This is a genomic window from Roseimicrobium sp. ORNL1 (assembly GCF_011044495.1).
GTDB lineage: Bacteria > Verrucomicrobiota > Verrucomicrobiia > Verrucomicrobiales > Verrucomicrobiaceae > Roseimicrobium.
This window is the reverse complement of record NZ_CP049143.1, coordinates 4,574,076-4,597,195: the sequence shown is the minus strand read 5'-3', so window position 1 is coordinate 4,597,195 and position 23,120 is coordinate 4,574,076. Positions and strand designations below refer to the sequence as shown.

At 60.0% G+C, this 23,120-nt stretch carries 20 protein-coding genes and 1 tRNA gene; 11 read left to right on the top strand and 10 right to left on the bottom strand.

Annotated elements, in window-relative coordinates; all coding sequences use genetic code 11:
* Positions 1-42: 42 nt before the first annotated feature.
* Positions 43-2,214 carry a tetratricopeptide repeat protein gene (locus G5S37_RS18685; RefSeq protein WP_165205971.1) on the top strand — a complete coding sequence of 724 codons (2,172 nt, stop codon included), beginning with the start codon at positions 43-45 and terminating at the stop codon, positions 2,212-2,214.
* Between the two features lie 30 nt (positions 2,215-2,244).
* On the opposite strand, the gene G5S37_RS18680 is transcribed toward G5S37_RS18685, so the two are convergent.
* Positions 2,245-4,335, bottom strand: coding sequence for a serine/threonine-protein kinase (locus tag G5S37_RS18680; protein WP_165205970.1), 2,091 nt, complete (start codon positions 4,333-4,335; stop codon positions 2,245-2,247).
* A 111-nt stretch (positions 4,336-4,446) separates the two neighbouring features.
* A complete protein-coding gene (locus G5S37_RS18675) occupies positions 4,447-4,872 on the bottom strand; it encodes a DnaJ family domain-containing protein (RefSeq protein ID WP_206026051.1) in 426 nt (141 codons plus the stop codon).
* Positions 4,873-5,175: 303 nt separating this feature from the next.
* Here G5S37_RS18675 and G5S37_RS18670 point away from each other — a divergent pair, with 303 nt between their 5' ends.
* Entirely contained in the window at positions 5,176-6,477 is a 1,302-nt protein-coding gene (locus tag G5S37_RS18670) for a Trx7/PDZ domain-containing (seleno)protein (protein WP_165205968.1), read from the top strand.
* A gap of 7 nt (positions 6,478-6,484) precedes the next feature.
* Here the strand turns inward: G5S37_RS18670 and G5S37_RS18665 are convergent, their stop codons facing one another.
* Complete coding sequence (locus tag G5S37_RS18665) at positions 6,485-7,243, bottom strand: class I SAM-dependent methyltransferase (protein ID WP_165205967.1); 759 nt, start codon at positions 7,241-7,243, stop codon at positions 6,485-6,487.
* A 225-nt stretch (positions 7,244-7,468) separates the two neighbouring features.
* Between G5S37_RS18665 and G5S37_RS18660 the strand changes: the two genes are divergently transcribed.
* From G5S37_RS18660 to G5S37_RS18650, 3 genes are all read left to right on the top strand, one after another.
* Positions 7,469-7,879 (top strand): YlbF family regulator, encoded by a 411-nt coding sequence (locus G5S37_RS18660; RefSeq protein ID WP_165205966.1) that lies wholly within the window; start codon positions 7,469-7,471, stop codon positions 7,877-7,879.
* A 162-nt stretch (positions 7,880-8,041) separates the two neighbouring features.
* Positions 8,042-9,223 carry a DUF1080 domain-containing protein gene (locus G5S37_RS18655; RefSeq protein WP_165205965.1) on the top strand — a complete coding sequence of 394 codons (1,182 nt, stop codon included), beginning with the start codon at positions 8,042-8,044 and terminating at the stop codon, positions 9,221-9,223.
* Between the two features lie 262 nt (positions 9,224-9,485).
* Positions 9,486-10,217, top strand: coding sequence for a hypothetical protein (locus tag G5S37_RS18650; protein ID WP_165205964.1), 732 nt, complete (start codon positions 9,486-9,488; stop codon positions 10,215-10,217).
* Positions 10,218-10,298: 81 nt separating this feature from the next.
* Here the strand turns inward: G5S37_RS18650 and ileS are convergent, their stop codons facing one another.
* Positions 10,299-13,088 (bottom strand): isoleucine--tRNA ligase, encoded by a 2,790-nt coding sequence (gene ileS / locus G5S37_RS18645; RefSeq protein WP_165205963.1) that lies wholly within the window; start codon positions 13,086-13,088, stop codon positions 10,299-10,301.
* 159 nt (positions 13,089-13,247) lie between these two features.
* Between ileS and G5S37_RS18640 the strand changes: the two genes are divergently transcribed.
* The 3 genes from G5S37_RS18640 to G5S37_RS18630 all read left to right on the top strand — a co-directional run bounded on the left by G5S37_RS18640 (position 13,248) and on the right by G5S37_RS18630 (position 15,439).
* Positions 13,248-13,880, top strand: coding sequence for a hypothetical protein (locus G5S37_RS18640; RefSeq protein WP_165205962.1), 633 nt, complete (start codon positions 13,248-13,250; stop codon positions 13,878-13,880).
* 73 nt (positions 13,881-13,953) lie between these two features.
* On the top strand, positions 13,954-14,691 hold the full coding sequence (locus G5S37_RS18635) for a hypothetical protein (protein WP_165205961.1): 738 nt from the start codon (positions 13,954-13,956) through the stop codon (positions 14,689-14,691).
* A 34-nt stretch (positions 14,692-14,725) separates the two neighbouring features.
* A complete protein-coding gene (locus G5S37_RS18630) occupies positions 14,726-15,439 on the top strand; it encodes a hypothetical protein (RefSeq protein WP_165205960.1) in 714 nt (237 codons plus the stop codon).
* A gap of 74 nt (positions 15,440-15,513) precedes the next feature.
* On the opposite strand, the gene G5S37_RS18625 is transcribed toward G5S37_RS18630, so the two are convergent.
* From G5S37_RS18625 to G5S37_RS18610, 4 genes are all read right to left on the bottom strand, one after another.
* Entirely contained in the window at positions 15,514-15,774 is a 261-nt protein-coding gene (locus tag G5S37_RS18625) for a hypothetical protein (RefSeq protein WP_165205959.1), read from the bottom strand.
* Between the two features lie 214 nt (positions 15,775-15,988).
* Entirely contained in the window at positions 15,989-16,633 is a 645-nt protein-coding gene (locus G5S37_RS18620) for a hypothetical protein (RefSeq protein WP_206026050.1), read from the bottom strand.
* An 87-nt stretch (positions 16,634-16,720) separates the two neighbouring features.
* Positions 16,721-18,070, bottom strand: coding sequence for a coproporphyrinogen-III oxidase family protein (locus G5S37_RS18615; RefSeq protein WP_165205957.1), 1,350 nt, complete (start codon positions 18,068-18,070; stop codon positions 16,721-16,723).
* A 91-nt stretch (positions 18,071-18,161) separates the two neighbouring features.
* Entirely contained in the window at positions 18,162-19,289 is a 1,128-nt protein-coding gene (locus G5S37_RS18610) for a PQQ-binding-like beta-propeller repeat protein (RefSeq protein ID WP_165205956.1), read from the bottom strand.
* A 193-nt stretch (positions 19,290-19,482) separates the two neighbouring features.
* On the opposite strand from G5S37_RS18610, the gene G5S37_RS18605 reads away from it, so the two are divergent.
* Positions 19,483-20,127, top strand: a complete 645-nt coding sequence (locus G5S37_RS18605; protein ID WP_165205955.1) for a hypothetical protein — start codon at positions 19,483-19,485, stop codon at positions 20,125-20,127.
* Between the two features lie 123 nt (positions 20,128-20,250).
* Here the strand turns inward: G5S37_RS18605 and G5S37_RS18600 are convergent, their stop codons facing one another.
* On the bottom strand, positions 20,251-21,471 hold the full coding sequence (locus G5S37_RS18600) for an A24 family peptidase (protein WP_165205954.1): 1,221 nt from the start codon (positions 21,469-21,471) through the stop codon (positions 20,251-20,253).
* A 492-nt stretch (positions 21,472-21,963) separates the two neighbouring features.
* Here G5S37_RS18600 and G5S37_RS18595 point away from each other — a divergent pair, with 492 nt between their 5' ends.
* The gene (locus tag G5S37_RS18595) at positions 21,964-22,158 is read left to right on the top strand and encodes a hypothetical protein (RefSeq protein ID WP_165205953.1); all 195 of its coding nucleotides are present in this window, start codon (positions 21,964-21,966) and stop codon (positions 22,156-22,158) included.
* 120 nt (positions 22,159-22,278) lie between these two features.
* On the opposite strand, the gene G5S37_RS18590 is transcribed toward G5S37_RS18595, so the two are convergent.
* A tRNA-Thr gene (locus G5S37_RS18590) sits at positions 22,279-22,353 on the bottom strand.
* A 164-nt stretch (positions 22,354-22,517) separates the two neighbouring features.
* On the opposite strand from G5S37_RS18590, the gene G5S37_RS18585 reads away from it, so the two are divergent.
* Positions 22,518-23,018 (top strand): hypothetical protein, encoded by a 501-nt coding sequence (locus G5S37_RS18585; protein ID WP_165205952.1) that lies wholly within the window; start codon positions 22,518-22,520, stop codon positions 23,016-23,018.
* Positions 23,019-23,120 lie beyond the last annotated feature (102 nt).

The following is a 23,120-nucleotide window of genomic DNA, read 5'->3' as shown; positions in this document are numbered from 1 at the left end:
ATCTCCTCCTGTCATTCTCTTATCAGCATTTGAGCCTCTCTCATGACGGCGCAGGAAGCCCAGACAACTCTCGGTATCGAGCCTCCATTCAGCACAGTGGAGCTCAAGTCGGCGCACAAAAACGCACTCGTGACCTGGTTTCCGGCCCAGTTCATGAGTGACCGCGCGAAACTTTCCAAAGCCCTGGAGCAAACGGCGCGCATCCACGAAGCCTATGATTTGCTCCTGCCGTTGTGTGAAGCAGAGGAGCGAAAGAACGCGAATCCCTGGCTGGATGATGCGCTGAAACAAGCGTACGGCCAAGCTCCTGCGGGAGCCTCCGCCCCGGATCCTGCGGCATTGCCGGAGGTGACACCGGACGGCTCACCATCCCCTGAGTCCCCAAGACCTGGATCACCGGAACCTCCTGCGCGCGAAGACTCCTCTCGCGCCTCCAGGGACGTTTTTGCTGCTTGGGAGAAGGAGACGGCAGCTGCCTTTGTACCCGCCCCGCCACGCACGAGCGGAAAGGACGCCAAGAGGGAACCGGTCGCGAAAGCGCAGCCTGCGCTCGATACGGATGTGCCAACGCTGGACAAGGATGCGGAACCGGTCACCGCCGATTCAGCGAAGCCCACCGAGAGCACGGCATCTCCCACTTCCACACCGGCGAACCCTTTTCTCCATGACATCGTCTCCCTGAAGAAAGGGACGGAGGGTCCGAAAGTTGAGCTTCGTGGCAACTCTGCGGCTCCAGTGGGACAGGCGACCTCTTCTCCTTCTGTCTCGGCGGCCCCTTCCACTCCTTCTGCATCCCCTGAAGGTGGTGTCGATTCAGGAAGCACCGTGGCGCCCCGCATGGACACCGCGATCACAAAGGTGCGCCCTCCCAAGGTCGTCATCTCACCCCGATTGCAGGGGGCATCGGTGCGTCCGGCCATGCCGGTAGTGACAGTCCCAGTGCCGCTGCCGCCCCTTGCGGCGCCGGCTCCCGTTGCCAAGGTGGCCCCGATGCCACCTGAGTCGGCCCCCGTCGCCGAGGCACCTGCGGCCCTGCCTGCACCGGTTACTGTAGCCGAGATACCTGAGGCCCCACTTGCACCGGCTCCTGTAGCCGAGGCACCTGCAGCACTACTGGCGTCGGCTGCCGTTGCCGAAGAATCTGCGGTGCAGCCTGCATCGGCCCCCGTTGCTGAGACACCTGTGGAACCAATCGCAGCAGAGGTTCCTGCGCCCGTAGATGAGCCTTCCCTAGTGGAGGACAAACCTGCTGTTGTTGCCGAGATCCCGCCAGCCGTCTCTCCAGCGCTGGCACCAGAAGCAGCACCAACGCCTGCCCCTGCTTCTACTCCCGCCCCTGAGTCGGCGCATGCTGTCCCAGTCTCGGCTACCGTAGCAGAGGAAGCTTCTGCGGTGGAGCAGGCGTCCCATCATGTGCATGCCGCCGCTGCGACTCCGGCCGTTGACCACACAGTAGTGCCGGCAGCGATTCCGGCCCCCAAGCTCAAGTCCAAGCCCAAACCCGCTACAGGACAGGACGGCGAAAGTGAGACTGACGAGGAGCGTGCAGGAGATCACGCTCTGGTGCCCGCGCTGGGTGATCGCTACCATCCCGCGGAGAAGGAAGGCAGCCCGAATACCGATACTTCCCGGCACTTTCCCACTCGCCCCGTCGCGCCGTCCCAAGCTGTGGACGAATCCGAGGACACAGCCTCCGTGGCTGAGGACAACGTGGCTGGAATAGCCGCGAGTCCGGGACGAGTCCGATTGAGTGCCTGGCAGAGAATCTATCGCTTCGTGCTCGGCGGCGTGTGTGTGGTCGGCGTCGGATATGGCATCTACTGGGTGAGCCAGTCCGACATTGGCCGCGATCCCTGGGGCTTTGAACCGGGCTCAGGAGGTCCGAGCGACCGCATCAGGCAGATGGCATTCGAAGGCCTCAAGCAGGGCGCCGAGAACGGCAACGTCAACGCGCAGTTGACGTTGGGCAGGGCTTATCAGAAAGGCGAGTCCGTCGAGGCAAATCCCGAGGAGGCCCTGAAGTGGTTTCGCAAGGCCGCGGAAAATGGCAGTGTGGATGCCCAGTACGCCGTGGGAGACGCCTACAAGAGCGGCAGCGGCGTGCCTCAGGACAATGCCGAAGCGCTCAAGTGGTATCGCATGGCAGAGGCCACCCGCGAAGGACAGCGCACCGAGGAGCCGAAGGAAAAGGAAGAAGACGTCAGGCTTCAGTGAGGAAGCGGGCTCTTCTGCTCCACCTTTCCCTCAGTACCTCTGTCCCGGTTTCACAAAGTACTCCTGTACGATGCGGAACTCCTGGCCGCTGCGATCCTCCCAGCCCATGGCGTAGGGCCACACCATCAGTTCCAGGACATCTCCGTTGAAGAGATCCTCGGCACCGACAGGCGTCGTCTGATCGTAATCGGCGATGCGGATTTCGTTGAAGATTTCCGCTTTTTCCTTCGGTGCATCCCCTTCGGCGCGTCCCTTTCCGCCGTCTTCCGAGCGGATGGAGAGCAGCATCTTGGCGGTGTTCGCGTTCCAGGAGACGCCGATCAGGTTGAACTGCTTTACATTTCGTCCCGTGACCTTCTGCTCCTTGACGGTGTTGCCGATCTTCATGCCCAGCTTCCATTCATTGTTGGGATAGGCGCGCACGCTCAGATGTCCCTTGTCTTCCGAGTTGCGAATGCGCAGGCAACGGACCTCCTTGTTGGTGATGTTTGGACGCACCATCATCACGATGGTGAGTCCCGGATCCTTTTGGGTGCCACCGAGCGGATAGTCCCTGATACTGGGGTTATCCTTGCTCATGGAGTGGATCATGGCATTCGTGCCGGTGAAGCGAAGCATGGCCGCCTTGAACTTCAGTGCTGAAGACACTTCCTGCACGTAGGTCGGACAGTTCTGCTGAAGGCGATTGATGGCCATGAGGGTGCCGTCGCCGCCTGTATTGGCCATGTCATGCCAGGCCAGCACCTTGTCACCGGGCTTGGCCGCGACCGCAGGTTTGCCGAGGTCGGTGTAGGCGTCCATTTTTTCTCCTGCTCGGAAGTGAAGCAAGATGCCGGGCTGGAGGAAATTCGCTGCACGCGTGGGTGGTTCCATGCTCGCGGGAGTCCCGGGAGTGCTGGCGGTTGTCGGGCTGCCGGGCTTGCCGGGCTCAGACTTGCCGCCACGCAGCATGAAGAACAAGGCGACCGCCAGCAGCAGGCCACCGCCCACTGCATAGATCAGCATCATCTTCTTGTTCAATCCACCTTCCGTCTCCTCCTCCACTCTGGCGGGGGCGCGGTGGACGGAACTGGTCGGTGTGGGAACGGAACTCGTGGGGCGCCGGGCAGGCACGCCACCAGTGGGCTTCCGTGGTGGCACTGTGCCGGTGATGCGCTGGGACACTGAACCCGTGGGGGGACGTGTCGGCACATGGCCGGTGGAAATGCGAGGCACCGCCACGGGAGGGTGGTAGGGCTCATCCGGCACGGCCATGGCGACATGGCCGGACTCGGCACTCTCAGAAAGCCAGCCGGCCACTGCCAGCCCTCGCAGGGAATTAAGCGCCTGCTGGGCGTTGGCGGGGCGATGGGCGGGATCCGCATTGAAAAGCCACATCACCCAGTCACACACGGGCTGGGGAATATTCGGCGCTATCTGCACCAACGGATAAACGAGGTGCTGCAGGTGCGCATCCATGACTCCGCGGACCGTATCCGACTCGAATGGGCGTTGTCCGCTCAAGGTCTGGTACAAGACACATCCCAGTGCGTAGAGGTCCGTGCGGCCGTCCAGCGGCTTCCGCAGGAGCTGCTCCGGCGACATGTAGTAGATGGAGCCCTGGATGTTCCCGCTCTGGTCCTCGGTCATCTTCTTTGCGCCGTAGGACATGCGGGCGAGACCGAAGTCCAGCACCTTCACCTGGAGGCGTCCGCTGGGCAGGCGGCGGATCTTGATGTTCTCCGGTTTCAGGTCGCGGTGGAGCACGCTCTGGCTGTGGGCGGAGACGAGGGCCTCCAGCACTTGGGTCGCCAGTTCATTGAAATCCGGCAGGCTCATGGTCGCGGCGGTGATCCAGTCGCCGAGGGTGTCGCCTTCCACCAGTTCCATCACCATGAAGAAGCCCTGCTCATCGCTTCCGAGATCGAAGACAGACACCACATTAGGGTGCTGGAGCGTGGCGAGCGAGGCTGCCTCTTTCTTGATGTTCCCGGACTGCGCGTCCGCGGTTTCAGCCTCTTCTTTGCTGAGCAGCCGCTTGATGGCCACATATCTGTCGAGCTGGGTGTCGTAGGCTTTGTACACGGCGCCAGCCCCTCCTGCGCCCAGCTCCTCCAAGATTTTGTATCGTGCTGATGCCATGCCTTAAGGTGAAATATTCCACAATCTATCTGGGACGGCCCCTGTCTGCCAAGCATGAATCGGCGTCAGGTGTTCGTCTTAAGCAGGAAAAAATTTCAAAACGCTCCTGAGTTACCCAACCGCGTCCGCTTTGAGACTGCGTTTCATGCGTTCCATGGCCATGGCCAGTTCCGTTTCGCGCATCATTAATTCCTTCTGCAGACCTTCCCGTTCCGCGACGCTCGTCACCTTCGCAAGGCGCTCACGCAGCCAGTTCACCCCGCGCATGGCTTCCACTTCGGGCGGCACCACGCCAGCGCTCTTCAGCATGCCAAATCCTGCGCGCAGCGAAGAGGGCGCGGCGAAATAGCCGTCCAGATCCAGCGGCTGGCCTTTTCCGGCAAGCGTCATGTCCTCGCCCGCCTCCAGGGATTCCAGGATGCGTGCTTCTGCAACTGAAGCCAGGGCGGACATGATCCGAAAACGGTGCTGCTGAGTGAAGGTGAGCGCAAGGAAATGGACAGGAATTGCGATCCGCGAGAGGCGGAGGCGCGCCAACCCGCAGTGCCAAACGATCAGTGACTCGGGTCGAAATTTCCTGTGATGATCTACCACACTTTATCACACCACGGCGGCACGCCGGCGAGGGGCCTGATCGTCTGTGAAGGATATTCGTGTGCGAGGGTTCTCCATTTCCCTAAAGGTGATCCCTGAATTCTGAAAGGGCTGGCCGTCTGTCCCGTAGCAGTCGGAGCTCGCTGCAAGGCCGGGCAAGTGCTCGAGTTCCGTTTTTGCACCTCCCGTCCTGCTTTTTCCTCACTGAATATGAAAGTCACGATCCCACTGCTCGCTGTCACGGGAATGCTTTTTTCCCTTCTTCCCATGCTTCCCGCGGAGACTGTCAAAGACCGCGAGGGTGCGGTCCGCAAGGACAAGGCGACGATGGAAAATGATGCGCGGTGGATCTACAACGATGTGCAGCGCGGCTTCGACGAAGCAAAACGCACGGGCAAGCCGCTGCTGGTGGTCCTGCGTTGCATTCCCTGTATGGCGTGCATGGGACTGGATGCCAGCGTGCTCACAGAAGCGGAGTTGCAGCCCGTGTTGGACAAGTTTGTCTGCGTGCGCGTGATCAACGCGAACGATCTCGATCTCACGAAATTCCAGTTCGACTACGACCTGTCTTTCTCCACGATGTTCTTCAATGGGGATGGGACCATCTACGGCCGCTACGGTTCGTGGACGCACCAGAAGGACTCCCAAGATGCCAGCACGGCAGGGTATCGCCGCACGCTGGAGGCGGTGCTTGCTCTGCATGGTGGCTATCCTGCGAACAAGGATGTCCTTCAAGGCAAGCAGGCCGGTCCGGCGAAGTTCAAGACCCCGGTGGACATCCCCGTGCTCGCAGGGAAGTACCAGCGTGAACTCAATTGGGATGGCAAGGTCGTGGGGAGCTGTGTGCACTGCCACCAGGTGGGAGATGCCTTTCGCGCGACTTATCGCGAGCAGAAGCAGGTCATTCCTGCCCAGTGGATCTATCCCATGCCTGCTCCCGATACCTTGGGCATGGTGATGGCTCCGGATGAGGTGGCCAAGGTGAAGGAAGTGCTGCCTGGTACGGCGGCAGCCCAGGCGGGCGTGAGTGCGGGGGATGTGATTGCGAGTGTCGAAGGTCAGCCGGTCGTGTCCATCGCCGATGTGGCGTGGGCACTGCACAATGCGCCCGAATCCGGATCTCTGGCGATTGCCGTGAAGAAAGGCGGGGCAGGGGAGGCGGCCACGCTCAAGCTGGCTCTCGCTCCGAACTGGCGCACCAAGTCAGACATCTCCCGCCGCGTGGCCACCTGGCCCATGCGTGGCATGGCGTTTGGCGGCATGGTGCTGGAAGACCTGCCTGATGAGGAACGCACCGCTCGCGGACTCACCAAGGAGCAAATGGCCCTCCGCGCCAAAGGGGTGGGCCAGTATGGCAAGCATGCCGCCGCGAAGAACGCCGGCTTCCAAAAGGAAGATGTGATCGTGAACTTCGCCGGCGTGGAAAAGCGCATGACCGAAGGCGAGATCATCGGCCACCTGCTCACGAATCATTTCCCCGGCGAAACCGTGCCCGTCACCGTGCTACGCGGCAGCGAGAAGAAGGAATTCAAGCTGCCGATGCAGTAGGGGGGCTTCAGGAGAGCCTGCGCCCCACGAGCAACGGCTGGAAAAACACATCGTCGATGCGCCGCACATCAGTAAACCCGGCTTCTTCCATGAGTTGAGCCAGGCGTGAAAGGGATATGGCATAGTACGTAGTCCGATTGGCACGCACGACCGGCTCTGCGTGCGCGGGATGCTCGATCACGTAAAAGGTGGTATCGTACAGCGGAGGCGAGGACTCCCAGACTTGGAACAGGACGTACCGTGAACCCGCCGCTTCGCGTATCCCGTAAGGCTGAAATTGCGGTGGCCCAGTAAGATCCAGGGCTGCATAATCCCTCGCGGACACGAGGCAGATGCCACCGTGACTCGTACAGGCGTAAAATTGCCTTAGAGCGGCCAAGATTTCCGCATCGGAGAGAAGATGGGGCACGGAGTTGTCGCAGGAGATCACCACATCAAAGGTGCGATGGTGGTGATCGTATACGTGTCGCATGTCTGCTACACTGGCTTGGAGGGAGAGACCGCGCTCCCGGGCCTCCCGCCGGGCGCGCTCAATGGCTGCAGGAGAAATATCCGAAACGGTGAGATCATACCCAAGGGTCGCCAGCGCAAGGCTTTGAGTGCCGATGCCGGAAGCCGCGTCCAGAACGGTCCGGAGATGCGGCCCGCCCTCGGAACGGATGATGGAATCCAAAGCCCTGCCCTGCCGCCCCATGCTCACCTCCCAATCCGGGTAGATGAGGTGGTAGTAAGGAGTCAATGAATCGTAAAAGGCGGACGTGGACATCGTAAAAGACAGGGCTGGTCGCTTAACATGCAGTCAGATGTGCAAACGTGCAGAAAAAATCGAGGCATGCCCAGGCCTCCACCAGCCGCTTCCCCTTTGCGTTCTCTGCGTTCTTTTGCGGCCATTCCACTCAGGCTTTTGCATCCAGCCAGCGGGGGCGTGCCCCGCGATTTTCCGTGGAAACGCATTCGCATTCCCGCCGGAGTATCTTAGCCTGTCCAGATTATGACCGCCATCGCCACCTCTGCCATTGAAGAACAACTGCAAAACCTCTGCGAAGCCATCGCCGCTGATGAGGAAGTAAAGGTCGCCCGCGCCAATGCGGAAACGTTCCTCGCTGACGAGGAAGCGGTGAATCTATACCGCGAAGTCGCCACCACCTCGCATGACCTTGAGCGCCGCCATCGTGCCGGCGAAATCATCTCGGACGAAGAAGTCGGCGTTTATGAGGACCTTCAGGAGAAGGCCGACAGCCATCCCGGCATCCAGAGCTTCCAGGAGGCCCAGCAGGTGCTCCAGCGCATCGCGAACATGGTGAACAAGCATGTCTCCAAGACGCTTGAAAAGGGCCGCGTGCCCACCGCCGAGGAAATGTCCAGCAGCGGTGGCTGCGGCTCCGGCTGCGGCTGCCATTGATCGGCGGTGACGTTTTGATCGATAGAAATCAGCCGCTCGGAGCGGCTTTTCCATCCCGGTTTCATCAGGTGCCTCCTCGTTCCCCTCACGCGGGCTTGGAGGCGCTTTGATGTGACCGGTTCCTTTGTCACCAGTCATCACGCTCGTCCCCCGATTCATTCCATGAAACGCGCACTCTTCATCCTGGCCGCGACCGTCACGGCGCTGCCTACACTGACCATGTCCCTCCAAGCCGATGGTGGATTCTACGGTGACCCTCCGGATGCCACGCATCCCTGGGCCATCCATGACATGAATCGTCCCCAGCCGGCCCGCGTGGAGCCGGGCACTTTCAGCTCACAGGAAGTCCCGGGCAAGCCGCCAGCGGACGCCATTGTGCTCTTTGACGGTTCTGAGTCCGCCATCGTGAACTGGGTCTCGGACAAGAATCCCTCCGAGGCAACGAAGTGGGAAGTGAAAGACGGCTCCCTCCAGTGCGTGCCCGGCTCCGGTTACGTGCGCAGCAAGCTCGAGTTCGGCGACTGCCAGCTCCACGTGGAATGGTCCGCCCCCAGCAAGGTGGAAGGCAACAGCCAGGGCCGCGGCAACAGTGGCGTCTTCCTCATGGGCCAGGTGGAAGTGCAGGTGCTGGACAACTATGAAAACCCCACCTACGCGGACGGCTTCGCCGGCTCCGTGTACGGCGTGAATCCGCCCATGGCCAACCCGCTGCGCAAACCGGGTGAGTGGCAGGCGTATGACATCGTCTTCCGTCGTCCCGTGTACAAGGGTGACCAACTCGTGGATCCCGGCTACCTGACCGTGTTCGTGAACGGTGTGCTCGTGCAGGACCACACCCCGCTGCAGGGTGGCGGCGGTCACAAGGCGCGTACGAAGGACCGCGCCTTCCCCGAGAAGGGACCCCTCAAGCTCCAGGACCACGGCAACCCCGTGCGCTATCGCAACATCTGGTACCGCCCGCTGCCGAAGCGCGCCATCGAAGGTGGCGACACGAGCGTGATGAGCGAAGAAGCCACCGCTGCGAAGCGCGCTGAAATCGCCAAGGGCGTTCGCGAGAAAGCCGCGAAGCTTGAAGGCAAGGAGAAGATGCTCGGCCTCATGGAGTCCCTCTGCTACCAGCAGGACGCAGCAGCCTTGGATGAAAGCACCAAGCTCGCCAGTGGCTACGTCGCCAGCATCAAGGCTGTGCCGGCCGACAAGATTGAGTCCAAGAAGGGTGAAGTCCTGCAGGTGCACAACGCGCTGCAGTACATGAAGAAGTTCAAGCTGCTGCCGGACAACTTCGCCGCGACCTCTGACATCGCCGCCATCGTGAAAGAGCACGAGTGGGATAAGAAGAAGTAACGGGCCGGTGCGACGATACGACTGTGAGCGGTGCGACGGTGAGAGCCTCGCACCGCTTTTTTGTATGCGTGAAGCGGAATGAGTCTGCCGGTCCTTCAGGTCGACCTGTGATGTCCCTGAGCGCAGGATCCTTCCTTTTACACCCCTCCCAAATGAGGGATGCGGTGCTGCTCAGAAGGACGGGCGCGGGATGCGTAAAAATTTACTGTATCGCAAAGTAATTCAGTTGTGGGCAGGCAAAGAGAAAAGATATTCTTCGCTCATGAAAAGAATAAGCTTTGTGCTGTGTCTTCTCACCACCACGCTAGTAGGGCAACCGCCTGACATCACGCTGCCTGAATTGAAGCTGGGGGTCGGCATTGCGCAGAAGACATACACCAACCTTCGAGCCACCAAGGTGGAGCCGGACGGCGTTCGCTTCAGCCATGACGGTGGCTTGATAAAAGTGCCTTACGAGGCTCTGCCAAAGGAAATCCAGGAGAAGCTCGCCTTTGATCCAGCAAAGGCACAGGAGCACCGAGCTCAGATGGAGAACGCAACTGCTGAGCGTCAGGCCAAGGTCGAGTCGGAAAAGGCAGTGTTAAGGGAAGCGGAAGCGGAAGGCTCCAAGCCGGCCGTCGGGAAGCCGGTCACCCAGGCGGATGTAAAGTCGCGGTGGATTGCCATGTGGAGTTATCAGATCAGTTCACTGGACCGCGAGGTGACCAAAAAGCGGGAAGAGCAGGCTTCCATGCTTGAGGGCATCAGGTCAGGTCGCTTTGACTTGAAGGCTTCCAAGTTCGCGCACGAGTACAATGCATGGCTCTATCGCCAGCAAGGCAACGATGCTGCCGCGGCGGAGGAGATGCGCCAGCTCCAGGAGATTGAAAAAATTGAGGCCATGAATCGCATGAGCGCGGCTGCAAACCGTCTGAGTAACTCCCTTGATCGCCTGGGTATATCCTTGGAAAACCCGTTTCGCTCAGGCATGCAAGGATTCACCCGGTATCGCTGAGAGGTATCTCAATAGAAGACGGCACGGCGAAGGGACCACAGTACCGCTGTGGTCCTCGCGTCCTGGTCTGGACGGTAAGCCCTAGCTCACCGCGCCCTCGCACCGGTCACACAGATCCGCGTGCGACTGCGTACCTACGCTTGGCAGGTACTTCCAGCAGCGCGCGCACTTTTGGTGCGGCGAGTTCAGCACTTCGGCGAAGAGCTCGGCCTTCGGCTCACGGGTGAGCTTCAGCACGGAGAGGATGAAGAACTCCTCCAGGGCTCCGCTGTCCTTGAAGACCTCGTTGGAGAAGCCTTCTTCCGGCAGCGTGACGTTCACCACGGCTTCCAGGTTGGCGCCGATGCGCTTCTCCTGGCGGGCCTTCTCGATGGACTGCTGGATGACGGCGCGGACTTTGAGCAGATCTTCCACGGCGGCGCTGGCTTCTTCACCGGCAAAGTCGGGGTCGGGCTGCGGGAACTCTTCCACGTGTACGCTCTCCGTCTTGCCGAGGTAGCCCCACGTTTCATCCGCCGTGAAGGCGAGGATGGGCGCGAGCAGCAGGCACAGGCTTTCCGTGATGCGATGCATCGCGGTCTGCGTGGCACGACGGCGTGGGCTGTCCAGTCGGTCGCAGTAGAGGCGGTCCTTCGTGATGTCGATGTAGAGCGAGCTCAGGTCGACGGTGCAGAACTGGTTCAGCGCATTGAAGACCTTGCGGAACTCAAACGCGTCATAGGCGTCGCGGCATTCCTTGGTCACGCGATGCAAGCGCTCGAGGATCCAGCGATCCAACAGCGTGAACTGCTCCTTGCCCACGGCATCCTTCTTCGCATCGAAGCCATTCAGGTTGCCAAGAAGCACCCGCAGGGTGTTGCGGATGCTGCGGTAGTTCTGCGTGGACTGTTCGAAGAGTTGCTCGGAGAACGGTACCTCATTCTGGTAGTCCACCGACGCAGCCCACAGACGCACGAGGTCGGCGCCGTACTTGTTGTAGTAGTGGGACGCGGTCATGGGCTTCGCGTTCTTGTTCGTGCCCTGATCCGACTTGGAGATCTTCGCGCCGCTGGTGTCCACCACGAAGCCGTGCGTGATCACACTCTTGTACGGAGCGGTGCCACGTGCGACGACGCTGACCATGAGGGAGCTCTGGAACCAGCCGCGATGCTGGTCCGTCGCTTCAAGATAGAGATCCGCAGGCGCGCCGAGTTCGGGATGACGATCCAGCACGGCCACATGGCTGCAGCCGGAGTCGATCCACACGTCGAGCGTATCCACGCCACGGGTCGTGCCTTCGGGAAGGCCGAGCATCTGCGCCCAAGTCGCATCGTCCTTCTCGAACCACGCGTTGGTGCCTTCCTTTTCAAAGATGTCTGCCACCTTGCAGGCGAGATCCGCCGTGAGGATGACCGAGCCATCCTTCGCGTAGAAGGCAGGCAGCGGCACACCCCAGGTGCGCTGGCGGCTGATGCACCAGTCGGGGCGGGATTCCACGGTGCCGAAGATACGGTTGCGTGCCCATGCGGGCAGCCACTGCACCTTGTCGATTTCCTCAAGGGCTTTGCCACGGATGGCATCCACCTTGATGAAGAACTGTTCCACCGCGCGGAAGATGATCGGCGTCTTCGAACGCCAGCAGTGCGGATACTGGTGCACGTAGTTCTCACGGCCCAGCAGCGCGCCCTTCTCACCCAGCAGGGTGATGATGGGTTCGTTCGACTGGAACACGTGCTTGCCCACGAGGTCGGGCAAACCCACCTCGCTGGTGTAGTGACCTTTGTCATCCACGGGCGAGAAGATCTCCATGCCATGCGCTTTGCCCGCAAGGTAGTCATCCTGACCATGACCAGGAGCGATGTGTACCTGGCCGGTACCCGTGTCTGCGGTGACGAAGTCGGTGTTGATGACCTTCGACGTGCGGTCGAGGAAGGGGTGTTGCGCTTGCAGTCCCGCAAAGGCGCTGCCCTTCAGTGAGGCATGTTCCTTCGCCAGCGTGAAGCCGGTCTTCGCGGTGAATTCACCGAGCAGATCCTTGTACACCACTAGTTTGCGCGTCTCGCCGGCAGCGTTGGCGAAGTCGCCCACGATGTAGCCAAACTCGGCGTGCAGTGCGATGCCCAGGTTCGCGGGCAGCGTCCACGGCGTGGTGGTCCAGATGACCATCGAGGCGCCCTTCAGCTCTGCAGGCAGGGAAGGGGAGTCCACGAGGTTGAAGGCCACGTAGATGGCAGGGGAGGTCTTGTCCTTGTACTCCACCTCAGCCTCCGCGAGGGCGGTACCGGCGCCATAGCTCCAGATCACCGGGCGCTTGCTCCGGTAGATGAGGTCCTGCTCCACGAACTTCGCGAAGGTGCGGATGATGTCCGCCTCATACGCCGGGTCGAGCGTGAGGTAGGGCTTCTCCCAAGTGCCAAAGACACCGAGGCGCTTGAAGCTCTCGCGCTGGATGTCGATGTACTTCCGCGCGTATTCCTCCGACTTGCGACGGATTTCCACCGGGCTCAGACCGGCGCTCTCCTTCACCACGCGGAACTCGATCGGCAGACCATGGCAGTCCCAACCGGGCACGAAGGGGGCGTAGTAGCCCAGCATGCTCTTGGACTTCACGACGAGGTCCTTGAGCACTTTGTTCAGGGCGGTGCCCATGTGCACGTCGCCATTGGCGAAGGGCGGGCCATCGTGCAGCACGAATTTCTTGTTCCCCTTTCGGCGCTCCTGAATGCGCTCATAGACATTGGCGGCTTCCCACTGCGCAAGGCGCTGCGGCTCCCTCTCCGTGAGGCTGGCGCGCATGGGGAACTCCGTCACCGGCAGGTGCAGGCTGTCCTTGTAAGGATTAGGGGCTTCCTTCTCCTTGGTTTTGGCTTTCTCAGGCTTCTTGTCGCTCATCAGGTTTTGTCCGGCACGCCGGGGAAAATGGTGGGTGGTGAGCCTAGCGGACTTTGGGGGAAAGGCAAATGCGGCGAGGTGCGACATGGGGTGACTCTTTCGCCCGAGCGACCCTTGCCCGAGGCGTGTTTTTCGCCACGGTGTCTGGCTCACTTACGCATGTATTCCCGCAGTCGCAGCCAAGCCTTCCGCAACGCGCTCCTCTGGACGTGGTGGCTCCCCTTGGTGGTGGCTGTCGTGGCCGGAGCGGTGAAGTACGTCCCTGAGATGAATCAGCCCAATGACTGGCTGACCTTTGCGACGATTCGTCTGACCCTTGCCGACGGTGGGGTGCCCGACAAAAGTACCATGGAAGCGCATGTCAAAATTCTCCAGTCTTCTACCGTCGCCGAGTCAGCCAAAGCCAAGGTGAAGGAGGCTTATCCTGACCTTCACTCGTTCCAGCAATCGGGACCTGTCATCAGGGCCAGCAGTGGAGAGGATGGTGTGCTCGTTGCACGTGCCAGCGGACTGGATGCAAAGCCTGTGGAGACTTTCCTAGATGAGGGCATGAATACCTACCTCAACATCGTCAAGTGGGTGCGCCTGGACCCGCGGCCCGGAGATGAACTGATTCTGAAGGCGTCTCCGACGATTCTCAAGCAGGCAGAGCCGGCTATCGAGCAGCAGAATCATCCGGTTCTCGCCGCACTTTTCTTTGCGGCCATTCCGGCGGGTGTCATCGGCTTCGTGAGCACGCTCGTGCTTTGCGGATTGTGGGTATGGATCCGTCCCGCCAGGATCCCGCAGTGAGGTGGCTTATCCTGCCTGAATGCCCTGCTTGCCTATCTCATTTTTTTCGCCACGGTGTCCTGAGCACTCACTCATGTATCCCCGCAGCCGCAGCAAAGCTTTCCGCAACGCGATCCTCTGGACGTGGTGGCTTCCTTTGCTCGTGGTAGTCGTGGGTGGAGGATGGTGGCACCACTACTACAAAAACCAGCCCGAAGAGTGGGTGGCCTTGGGCAAGATTATCGTGACCTTGCCCGGCGGAGAAGCGCCAGATGAGGCAGTCATTCAGGCGCACGTCTCGCTTCTGACATCTTCCACCGTCGCGGAACAAGCCGCGACGCGCACCAAGGAACAGGAGCCGGATCAGACACCGCCCAAGAACCATCTCAAAGTCACCGATGGGAAAGGCGGTCTCATCCATGTCACCGCTACCGGATCCGAGGGGCGTAGCACGCAGATCTACCTGAACGAGGGTCTGGCAGCTTATATTGCGACGGTGGAAAACATGCACCGCAGGCCGTCACCTGCAGGCGAGAAGCTGAACCGGAAGGCTGTTCCCATGATTCTTGAACTGGCAGGTCCGGCGGTTGAAAAACGAAGAGAGTTCACCGCGCCCATGGTTCTGATTGTGGTCGGTGGAGGGATGGCAGGTATGGTGCTCATGTTCCTCATCAGCGGTGTGTGGGCACTTTTCCGCCCCGCGAGCACGCAGCCCTCCCTGGACGAGATCGTGAAAGCCTCGGCTGGATTGGATGCCACCAGTCATGCCGTGCTGGTGGCGTGGCTCAAAGAGCGGGTTGGCAGTGAAATGTCCGGCGACTTTGCCGCTTGAGACATGGTTTTTTAAGAAAGTCCCTGCTTCATTCATGCAGACCCGAAGCTTCAGCAAAGCGTTCCGCAAAATCATCGCCCGCATGTGGTGGGTGCCGTTTCTCTTTGCCGCTATCATAGGGCCGGTGGTGTACACCCAGAATGAAATCCAGGGGAGCGGCTTCGTGACGACGGGCAGGGTTCTTCTCGCGATGCCGGATGGAACCATGCCCGAGGAGTCTGTGATCATGGAGCATGTGTTCATGCTCGAATCCGCCGTGAGGCTGAACAAGGCCAAGGTGGCAGTCGCCGAGTTGCATCCAGAAGTCGAATTCATGATAATCTCGATCAACGCGGAGTGTGCGAAGGGCACAAACATCATCAAAGTCACCGGCACCGGGACGGATGAGGAGCTCGTGCGTGAACTGCTTCGCGTTCAGATGCATTTCTACATGGCTACCATTGAGTTCCTGAAGAAAAATCCATCGCCGGAAGTCGCGGCGCTGGATCTGGGAAAGGTGACTCCCCAAGTCCAGGATTGGCCGGGCCCCGCGGTGGCGGGCAATTCTAACGGGGTGCTATCCGCATTGCTGGCTTCCCTGGCGGGCGGGCTTTACGGCATCGTATTCATGCTCCTCATCAGCAGTATCTGGGCGTTCTTCCGGCCGGCGTGGCTTCAGCCGTCATTGGAAGAGATCATGCAAGCGGTGGACGGATTGGACCCGATGACCAGAACAGCGCTGCTGGAGGTGCTGGAGGGCGGCAGGTGAGGGACGGGTAGCAGTCGAGGTGCCACTTGAATCCCTGCACATGCCGCACCTTTCAGCACGACTCGGTTCCCAGATTATTTTGTCCTGGACTTCGACACGGCGACGTTTGTGGTCGCAGGATTGCTGATGACCGTACCGCCTTTGCCAGACGAGGATGCCACCCAGGTGAACGTGACGGCTCCGCCCTGGCCGGCGGTCACCGTGTGGGTATGTTCCTGACGTTGAGCAATGTTTCTGCGCTGCTCTTGGATTTGCAGATCAGGACCGGCTTGTGCCGTCGATAGGGTGCCGCCTACTGCCATGGCAGTAAGCAACAGCGTGCATTTCATTTTCATGGCTGGTTTCAGTTTTGGTTTCCGTGGGGGCGACTCCTGTTTTTTTCGGAGCGTCCACTAATCAGCAAGGCATCGCGCGTTCCAGCCCATGATTTTTTGTGACGATTGTCCCCTGGTGGCCAGCCCGTGAGCCAAAGCCTTGTCAATAGGAGCATACGACCGGCGGTAGGCCGGTGGATGGCTGCACCAATCGGATGCGAATGCGGCTGGGCCGTTACTCCCTTCCCACTCTTTCCGCCGGCAGCACTTCGACTACCTCGGCGAGGGCGGAGCCGTCGGCGTGATGGAGGGTATTGCACCTGCCATACAGGGTCTGTCCCTCCCAGCCTCCCAGCAGGGTGGCGAGGCGATGATCGATCTCGATGCGGAAGTAGCCGCAGGGACGGCTGAGGTGACCGATGCCGCGTTGCGTGATGATGCCGCCGAGGGGAACTTTGCCCTCCAGAATCAATTCGCGAGCGCCGTCATCGAAGCCATCCAGGTGGATGCCAATGGCGCCAAACTCCACAGGCATGCCTTCGCTCTTGCTCTTCAAGACGGAGGCTCGCACGAGGTAATTTCCAATGCGCGACTTCGCATGCACATCGAGGGTGATCTCGCTGTGATGATAGTCACGCAGGCGACCGGTCATGTCGCTCTGATGCACCAACAGGTGATGGGCGGGCTCGGGCATCTCGTCCGGATCCAGAAAGGTCACGCGCGGACTCTCGCTTCCCAATCCATAGAAAAAGCGAAGCGGTGCAAGGATGTCCGTCGTCGCGGCTGACGAAGCCGATGATGCGGAGGCAGCGGGCTGGTCCAGTACGGCGGGGGTCATGGTGGCTTCCGGGTGGCGGGTTGGAGGTTCCGGCTGGGACATCAGGTCGGGCGCTATTCCATCAGACGAACTCACTTGGCATCATCTTGCATCCCATCCCATCATTACGTGATGGGATGCGATACATCATTACGTGTAACGAGCGTGGCGGTGGTGCGGCATGAAGAACTCGTGCAGCAGACGATCCACCTGCAAGAGGCCATCACGCGTGAGGGTGATCAGGTCGTCGCCAATGACGGCGAAGCCCTCCTGCACCAGCCAGTTCAGCTGCGGAGCGAAGCGCGTCAGCACGTCCTCGCCGAACTTGGCCTTGTAGTAACTGGGGCGGGACTGGCCCAGCTTCAGCTTCAGGATGAACTCGCGGATGAAGCGTTCATCAGGGCTGGTGGCATAGGCGCGGAAGATGGCGCTGCCGCCTTTCTCAATCGTATCGATGTACGGCAGGATGTCCGCCTGGTTCTGCAGGTGGATACCACCGAGGTGACCGAAGGAGGCGACACCGAGAGGCAGGAGGTCGGCGCCTTCCCATAGTGCATCGCGGTACACAAATTTGATCTTGTCGGGGTTCTTCACCACGGTGTACGCGCTGGTCACGGTGTAGCCGGCCTTCACAAATTCATCGAAGGCGTACGATACCCACGCGCGCTTCGTTTCCCAGTCGGCCACGGGCGCGGTGACCTTGCCCTCTTCCTTCATCTGCTTGTAGATGCCGGTGTTATACGGCACCTCCATCTGGTAGATGGTCACGCAGTCGGGCTGCATTTCCACCGCCTTCGCCACGGCCTTCTGCCACAACTCGGTGGTGTCATTCATCATCCCCGCGATGAGGTCGATGTTGATGTGCTCAAAGCCCAGGCTGCGGGCGAAGCGGTAGGCGCGGTCGATTTCACCGCTGCGGTGCGCGCGACCATTCGACTCCAGGATGTGATCTTCGAAGTGCTCGACGCCGAGGCTCAGTCGGGTCACGCCAATCTCGCGGATGGCTTCCAGCTTCTTCTCATTCAGCGTGCCGGGCTCGGCTTCGAAGGCAACTTCCTGGGCCTCGTCCCACGGCATGAGATCCTTCATGCGGTTGGTGAGTTCCTGGAGCTGCGGTACCGAGAGGTAGGAGGGAGTGCCGCCGCCAAAGTAGACGAAGAGCGGCTTGCGGCCCTGCAGATACGGGCGCGCCGCATACCGGGTGAACTCCTCCATGCCCGCGTGGATGTAGCGGCGGATTTCGGATGCGTTCTTGTCCGTGTACACGCGGAAGTAGCAGAAGTGGCAGCGCTTCCGGCAGAAGGGGATGTGGAAGTACAGTCCCAGCGGGATGTCCTTGGGAGCAGGGGAGTCCAGCACCTTTTCCACGGCGAAGGCCTGTTCCTTCTGCCAGAAGGAGAAGGGCGGGTAGTTCGCCACAAAGTAGTTCCCTGCCTCCGTGGCGTGGTGGGACTTCTTGTCGGAAAGGTGGGTCAGGGGGATTTCGTCGACAGCAGACATGCGAGGGGGGAAAAGCCGGGTGAGAGGGGTAGGCGAGGTGAGCAGGATCTAAAACAAAACGGGGCAGGGCGGGAGTGAATTGCGCGTCAGGTTATTTCGATTCAGCAGCTTTTCCATTCTTGAAGCAGTAGATGTTCCCGTCGTCAGCGCCAATGAGCACAAAGTCACCGGCTACCGCCGGGGCGGTTTTGACAGGGGCACCTACCTCATACCGCCAGGTCTCCTCACCTGTGGACAGATTTGCTGCGTAAAAAAATCCGTCATTGCTGCCAAAGAGGACCGTGGCCCCGGCGCAGATGAGGGGGGAGCTGTCCACATCGCCGCGGGTGCGGAAGACCCACTTCTCCTCGCCCTTCTGCCGCTCCAAGCCGCGCACGCGCTTGTCCCGACCAGCGGCCACCACCCAGCCGTCCGTCACGGCGGCAGCGGCATAGTAAGGGAAGTCGCGGTCGCCGTATTCCCAGAGCTTGGCGCCGTCGGAGAGGGCGTAGGCCACCACCTTGTTGCCGTAGTGGGTGATGTAGGCCACCCCCTTGTCCACGGCGATGTTGTTGCCGATGTAGGCGCCGATTTCGATCTTTTTCACCTCGGTGCCCTTCTCCATGTCCAGGATGTAGAGCGTGCCGTCGCAGCCGCCGAAGGCCGTCTTGCCGTCGAAAATGGCCGCGGCACCGTTCACGTAGTTGGCGGTCTCGTATTCCCAGAGTTTGGCGCCGGTGGCGGCATCCAGGCAGTAGAGCTTGTTGTCATAGCTGCCCACCAGGGCGCGGAGCTTGCCATCCGGACCGGTCCAGATGTTCACGCCGGCGTGGACTTCGCCGTCCGTCTCGAACTTCCAGACCTCCTTGCCATCGCTCTTGTTCCAGGCATAGACGAAGCCATCCACACAGCCGGCGATGACAAGGTCTCCGGCGAATCCGGCATTCCCCTCGAAGGCGCCTTTTTTCTCCACCTTCCAGAGTTCCTTGCCACTGACGAGGTCCAGGCTGTAGAAGCGCCCGCTCTGGCTGCCCACGTACACCCGGCCGCCCTGCACCACGGACTCCGCGATGACGCCCTCGCGTTTTGCCTTGTCCCCCGCGGCAAAGGTCCACGCCAGTTCCAAAGGAAAATTCAGCTTTGTGGCCGAGTTGCCTGTCATTGGGGCATTGCCACGAGCCACCGGCCAGTCCTGTGCCGCAGCGGTGACAGCCAAACCCGCCACAAGGAGGGCCGACACGGCCTTCTGCGCGAGTCTGCACCTAAAAAGTACGGCAAGAGCGGGGTTGTGATTCGAAACAGAGAATGTCATGATGGTGTCCAATACAGATTAGCAAACGACAGACAACGCCGGATCGCCGCTCAAACTTCCTCTTCCCTAGCAAACGCTTCCGGTTCATCTTTACCCTCGTCTTTGACGAACCTTTGCTGCCATGTCTGAGAATTCCCAACCGGAACCCGGCGTTCCCATCCCGCGTGAGTTTCATTCTGAGTACGAGGAGCGGCCCTTTCAGACCTGCTCGCGGTGTGGCGAGGCGCTGAGCACCTTTGCCAGCTACCAGATCAACAAGGCATTCCGCAAGGGCGAGTGCGTCTTTGAGTATTGCTTCTGTGAGCCGTGTCGCGATGCCCTGCTGGAGGAGTTTTCCGAGGAGTCGAAGGCGAACCTCATGAGGCACCAGAACGAGCACATGCGGCAGGATGCGACCAGCATCTCCGCCTGCGCCTTCTGCGGTGTGAAGCGGGAAGTGGTGCCGGATCAGGATTTTGTGATCACCATGCTGGGCGCGGGATTGCGCATGCTGGACTCGCTGATGATTTGCGAGACCTGCCAGCTCGAGATGCATGAATTGCTCAGCCAAAAGACGCGTGACGTGCGCCGGAAGTTTTTCGAAGATCTTCCCGGCGTGCCACCGGACTGGGAGGTCTGGTCTCCTGAAGAGATGGAGCAGCACAAGCATCTTAAAACGACCAAGACGCCGGACACCAAGCCCGTGGTGAAGCCCACGTTCACTGCGAAGTCCGATGGGCGCCATCAATCCGAAGACGGGTGCATGGAACTGATCTGGGCGGACTGAGTTTCTGCATGAGGGGAAGTTCTGCGCAGGTGAGTTCTCAGGTTCCCACCATCCAAAGTGACGCGGTTGCAGTAATGCCGCTTTCTGCGGTACCGTCAGTCTGGTCACGAGCCCAGATGCATTTCATGCGTACTCCTTGAATCCCGCTCGTGTAAGGTACCAGCTCACAAACTGCGGACCATAGAAGAGCCAGATCATGGCGCCGGCAGCGAGGTACGGGCCGAAGGGAATTTTGGCACTCCATTCCGTATGGCCTGCCAAACGCGATACGATTGCAAACACGCTGCCGAGCATGGAAGCCGCCACAATGGTGAAGATCACCGCCTGCCAGCCAAGGAAGCTTCCGATCATGGCGATGAGCAGCACATCGCCAAAGCCCATGGCCTCCCGTGGGATCACGATCTCCGTGGTGAGGCCCTCGATTTTCTTCACCTCCTCGAGCTTGTAGATCACCTTCTCGCCATCATCTGGAATCACGTGGATGGTCTCCACGTGCACCTCGACTTTGCCTTTGCCGAAGGTGCGATCATTCACCGTCACCGATTCAACGATGATGATGAGACGATCCGAAGGGCGCGTGAAGATGTCGTTGTACGAAAGCGTCTCGTCACCGGCGGTGAAGATGGGAGCCTCGTTCTCATTTGGCTGGGAGATGTTCCACTGGCGGGCGCCTTCAAACTTCAGCTTCCTCCGGCCGAAGGCGATTTTCCCAAGCTCCACCACTGCCCAGAGCAGCCCCAGGCCGACGCAGGCGCTGGTGAAGGAGATCAGGATGGCCTTGCCGCGTTCAGGGATCGGGACTTGAAAGCCTTCTCCCACCATGATGGCAGGCACGATCGCGGGCACGAGGAAGGCCGACAGCAAGCCCACCATCAACCCGCCAAGAGTGATGCTGTGCGGCAGGATATAGTGGTCGATGTCGATGAATGTCCCTGCCACCAGTAGCGAGGCAAAAATCCAGAATACCACGACGACAGGGCCCCAGACATGCAGGTGATTCCACATCTGCGGATAGCCCCATGCCACGATGGCCTCTGCCATCACATGCCGGAACACGGCGTAGAAGAGCAGGCCGGTGAGCAGTTCCACGAAGAAGTAGCGGAACGGAATGCGAGTGCCGCATTCCGCGCACTTCCCACGCTGTACGAGCCATGTGATGAGGGGCAGGTTCCGGTACCAGGGGATCTGCTTCTTGCAGATGGGGCAAAAGGAACGCTTCGGGTTGTTGACGGAAATCCCCAGAGGCACGCGGTAGATGACCACGTTCAAAAAGGAGCCAATCCCGGCACCGAGGAAGAAGAGGATGAAATGGATGAGCAGTTCGACGGATTCAGGACGGATCATGCGTGTGGGATGCAGAAACTATAACATGCAGGCGCATGCCCAGAGCGACAGAAATCGACTCCGGGACATGAGAATCCGCGGGGAGCAAGTGGATCTAAAGGAGCGCCTCAGCGGCAGTCGCAGCACAGACGTCGAAAATTCTCCGGGTACCTTGGGGCTGGGATAGGAGTGACTTGGTGTCGATTTTGTTGGAAGCCTCTTCATACAAAAGATGTATTGCTGCGCCAAAGTCAGGCGTTGGACCATGGGGGATCCATCAATGATGCCCATCCCGGCGGTCCAGGTAGATTGTTTGGGATGGGTGTCATTCATATGAGACCACATCCAAGTCCAGCTTCGCCTCACCGGGTGCTCATGGAAGGGCGCCGCTGCAGTTCGCATCCTGCAATTCGCCTTTTGCTCTTCTCTTCAAGATTCTTCTACAGGAAGGTGGTCTCCGGAGCGATTAGCAGCTATAGATGGCTGACATTTTTCCCCCGGAGGGGATCCTCAATGCGCGCGAATCCTCTTCAGGATCCAGAAAATCTCAAGAAATTGGTCGAGGTGCTCAAGCGGCAACTCGCGAAGCACCGGTCGTCTGAGGACAGGTCTCTTTCGTGGGTGCTGGAGGAGGCAAAGATCCTGGACAATCTCATCATGGCTCAGATGCAGCTTGAGAAGATTCTGAAGGAGCGGCCTTCGAGCTGACAAGGGCGGTCGACCTTGTTCGGAACGCGATATTTGCCGCAGGGCCAAAGACCTGACCTCCGCCGGGTTGGTGCTGCCCGGCAACTAATTGGGTCAGGAGAGAGCTCGCTGCATCCTTGATGGAGCCGAAGGCGGGAATTGAACCCGCGACCCGCGCATTACGAATGCGCTGCTCTACCTCTGAGCTACTTCGGCGTGGCCACCTATGCCACAATGCCAATGCCTTGGGCTGGGACGGAAACCATATAGGGGCTGCGTGCCATTTGTCATCCAGTTTCTTGCAGCCGGAGGCAAAAAGGACCTGCCTTACGCAAGTTTCGACTGGCACCCGTCCTGCTTTGCGGTTGAGTGCACGCCGCATGCCCCCCTTTCTCCAGACGCTGGTCGCCTACTGGCGCCGCTTCCCTTTCCGCCACGTCCTGCTCGTGACCATCTTCCTTTCCTTCTGGTCGAAGGACAAGTGGGGTGAGCAGTACCCATTCACCGACTTCCCCATGTACTCCCACCTGGATGCGGAGTCGGACGTGCTCTATGTGACCAACCAGAAGGATGAGGTGCTGCCCTTCCACACACTCTTCGGCACGAAGACCAGCACACAGAAGAAGACCTTCATCAACGAACTGGCCAAGATCACCAATGCTGACAACAAGCGCGACTCCCGGGATGCCAAGCCCGAGGAACGCCAGGCCGCCGGCGAGAAAATGACCGCCAAACTCATGCCCAAGCTGAAGGAGGAGAAGCTACCGGCTGGAACCGAGAGTCTCCGCTTCTATTACAAAGTCTTCCGCGCCGAAGGCGACAAAATTGTGGAAAGCACCCCGCAGCTCATCGCCGAGAAGAAGGTTGCTGTGGGGGCCTAAAGTGATGGCGTGGGGAAAGCGTGAGCAGTCAGTGTCCAGTATTCAGTAATCAGACACTGACCGGCACGAGTTCCTGAAACTGATGTCCAATCCACAAGCGAC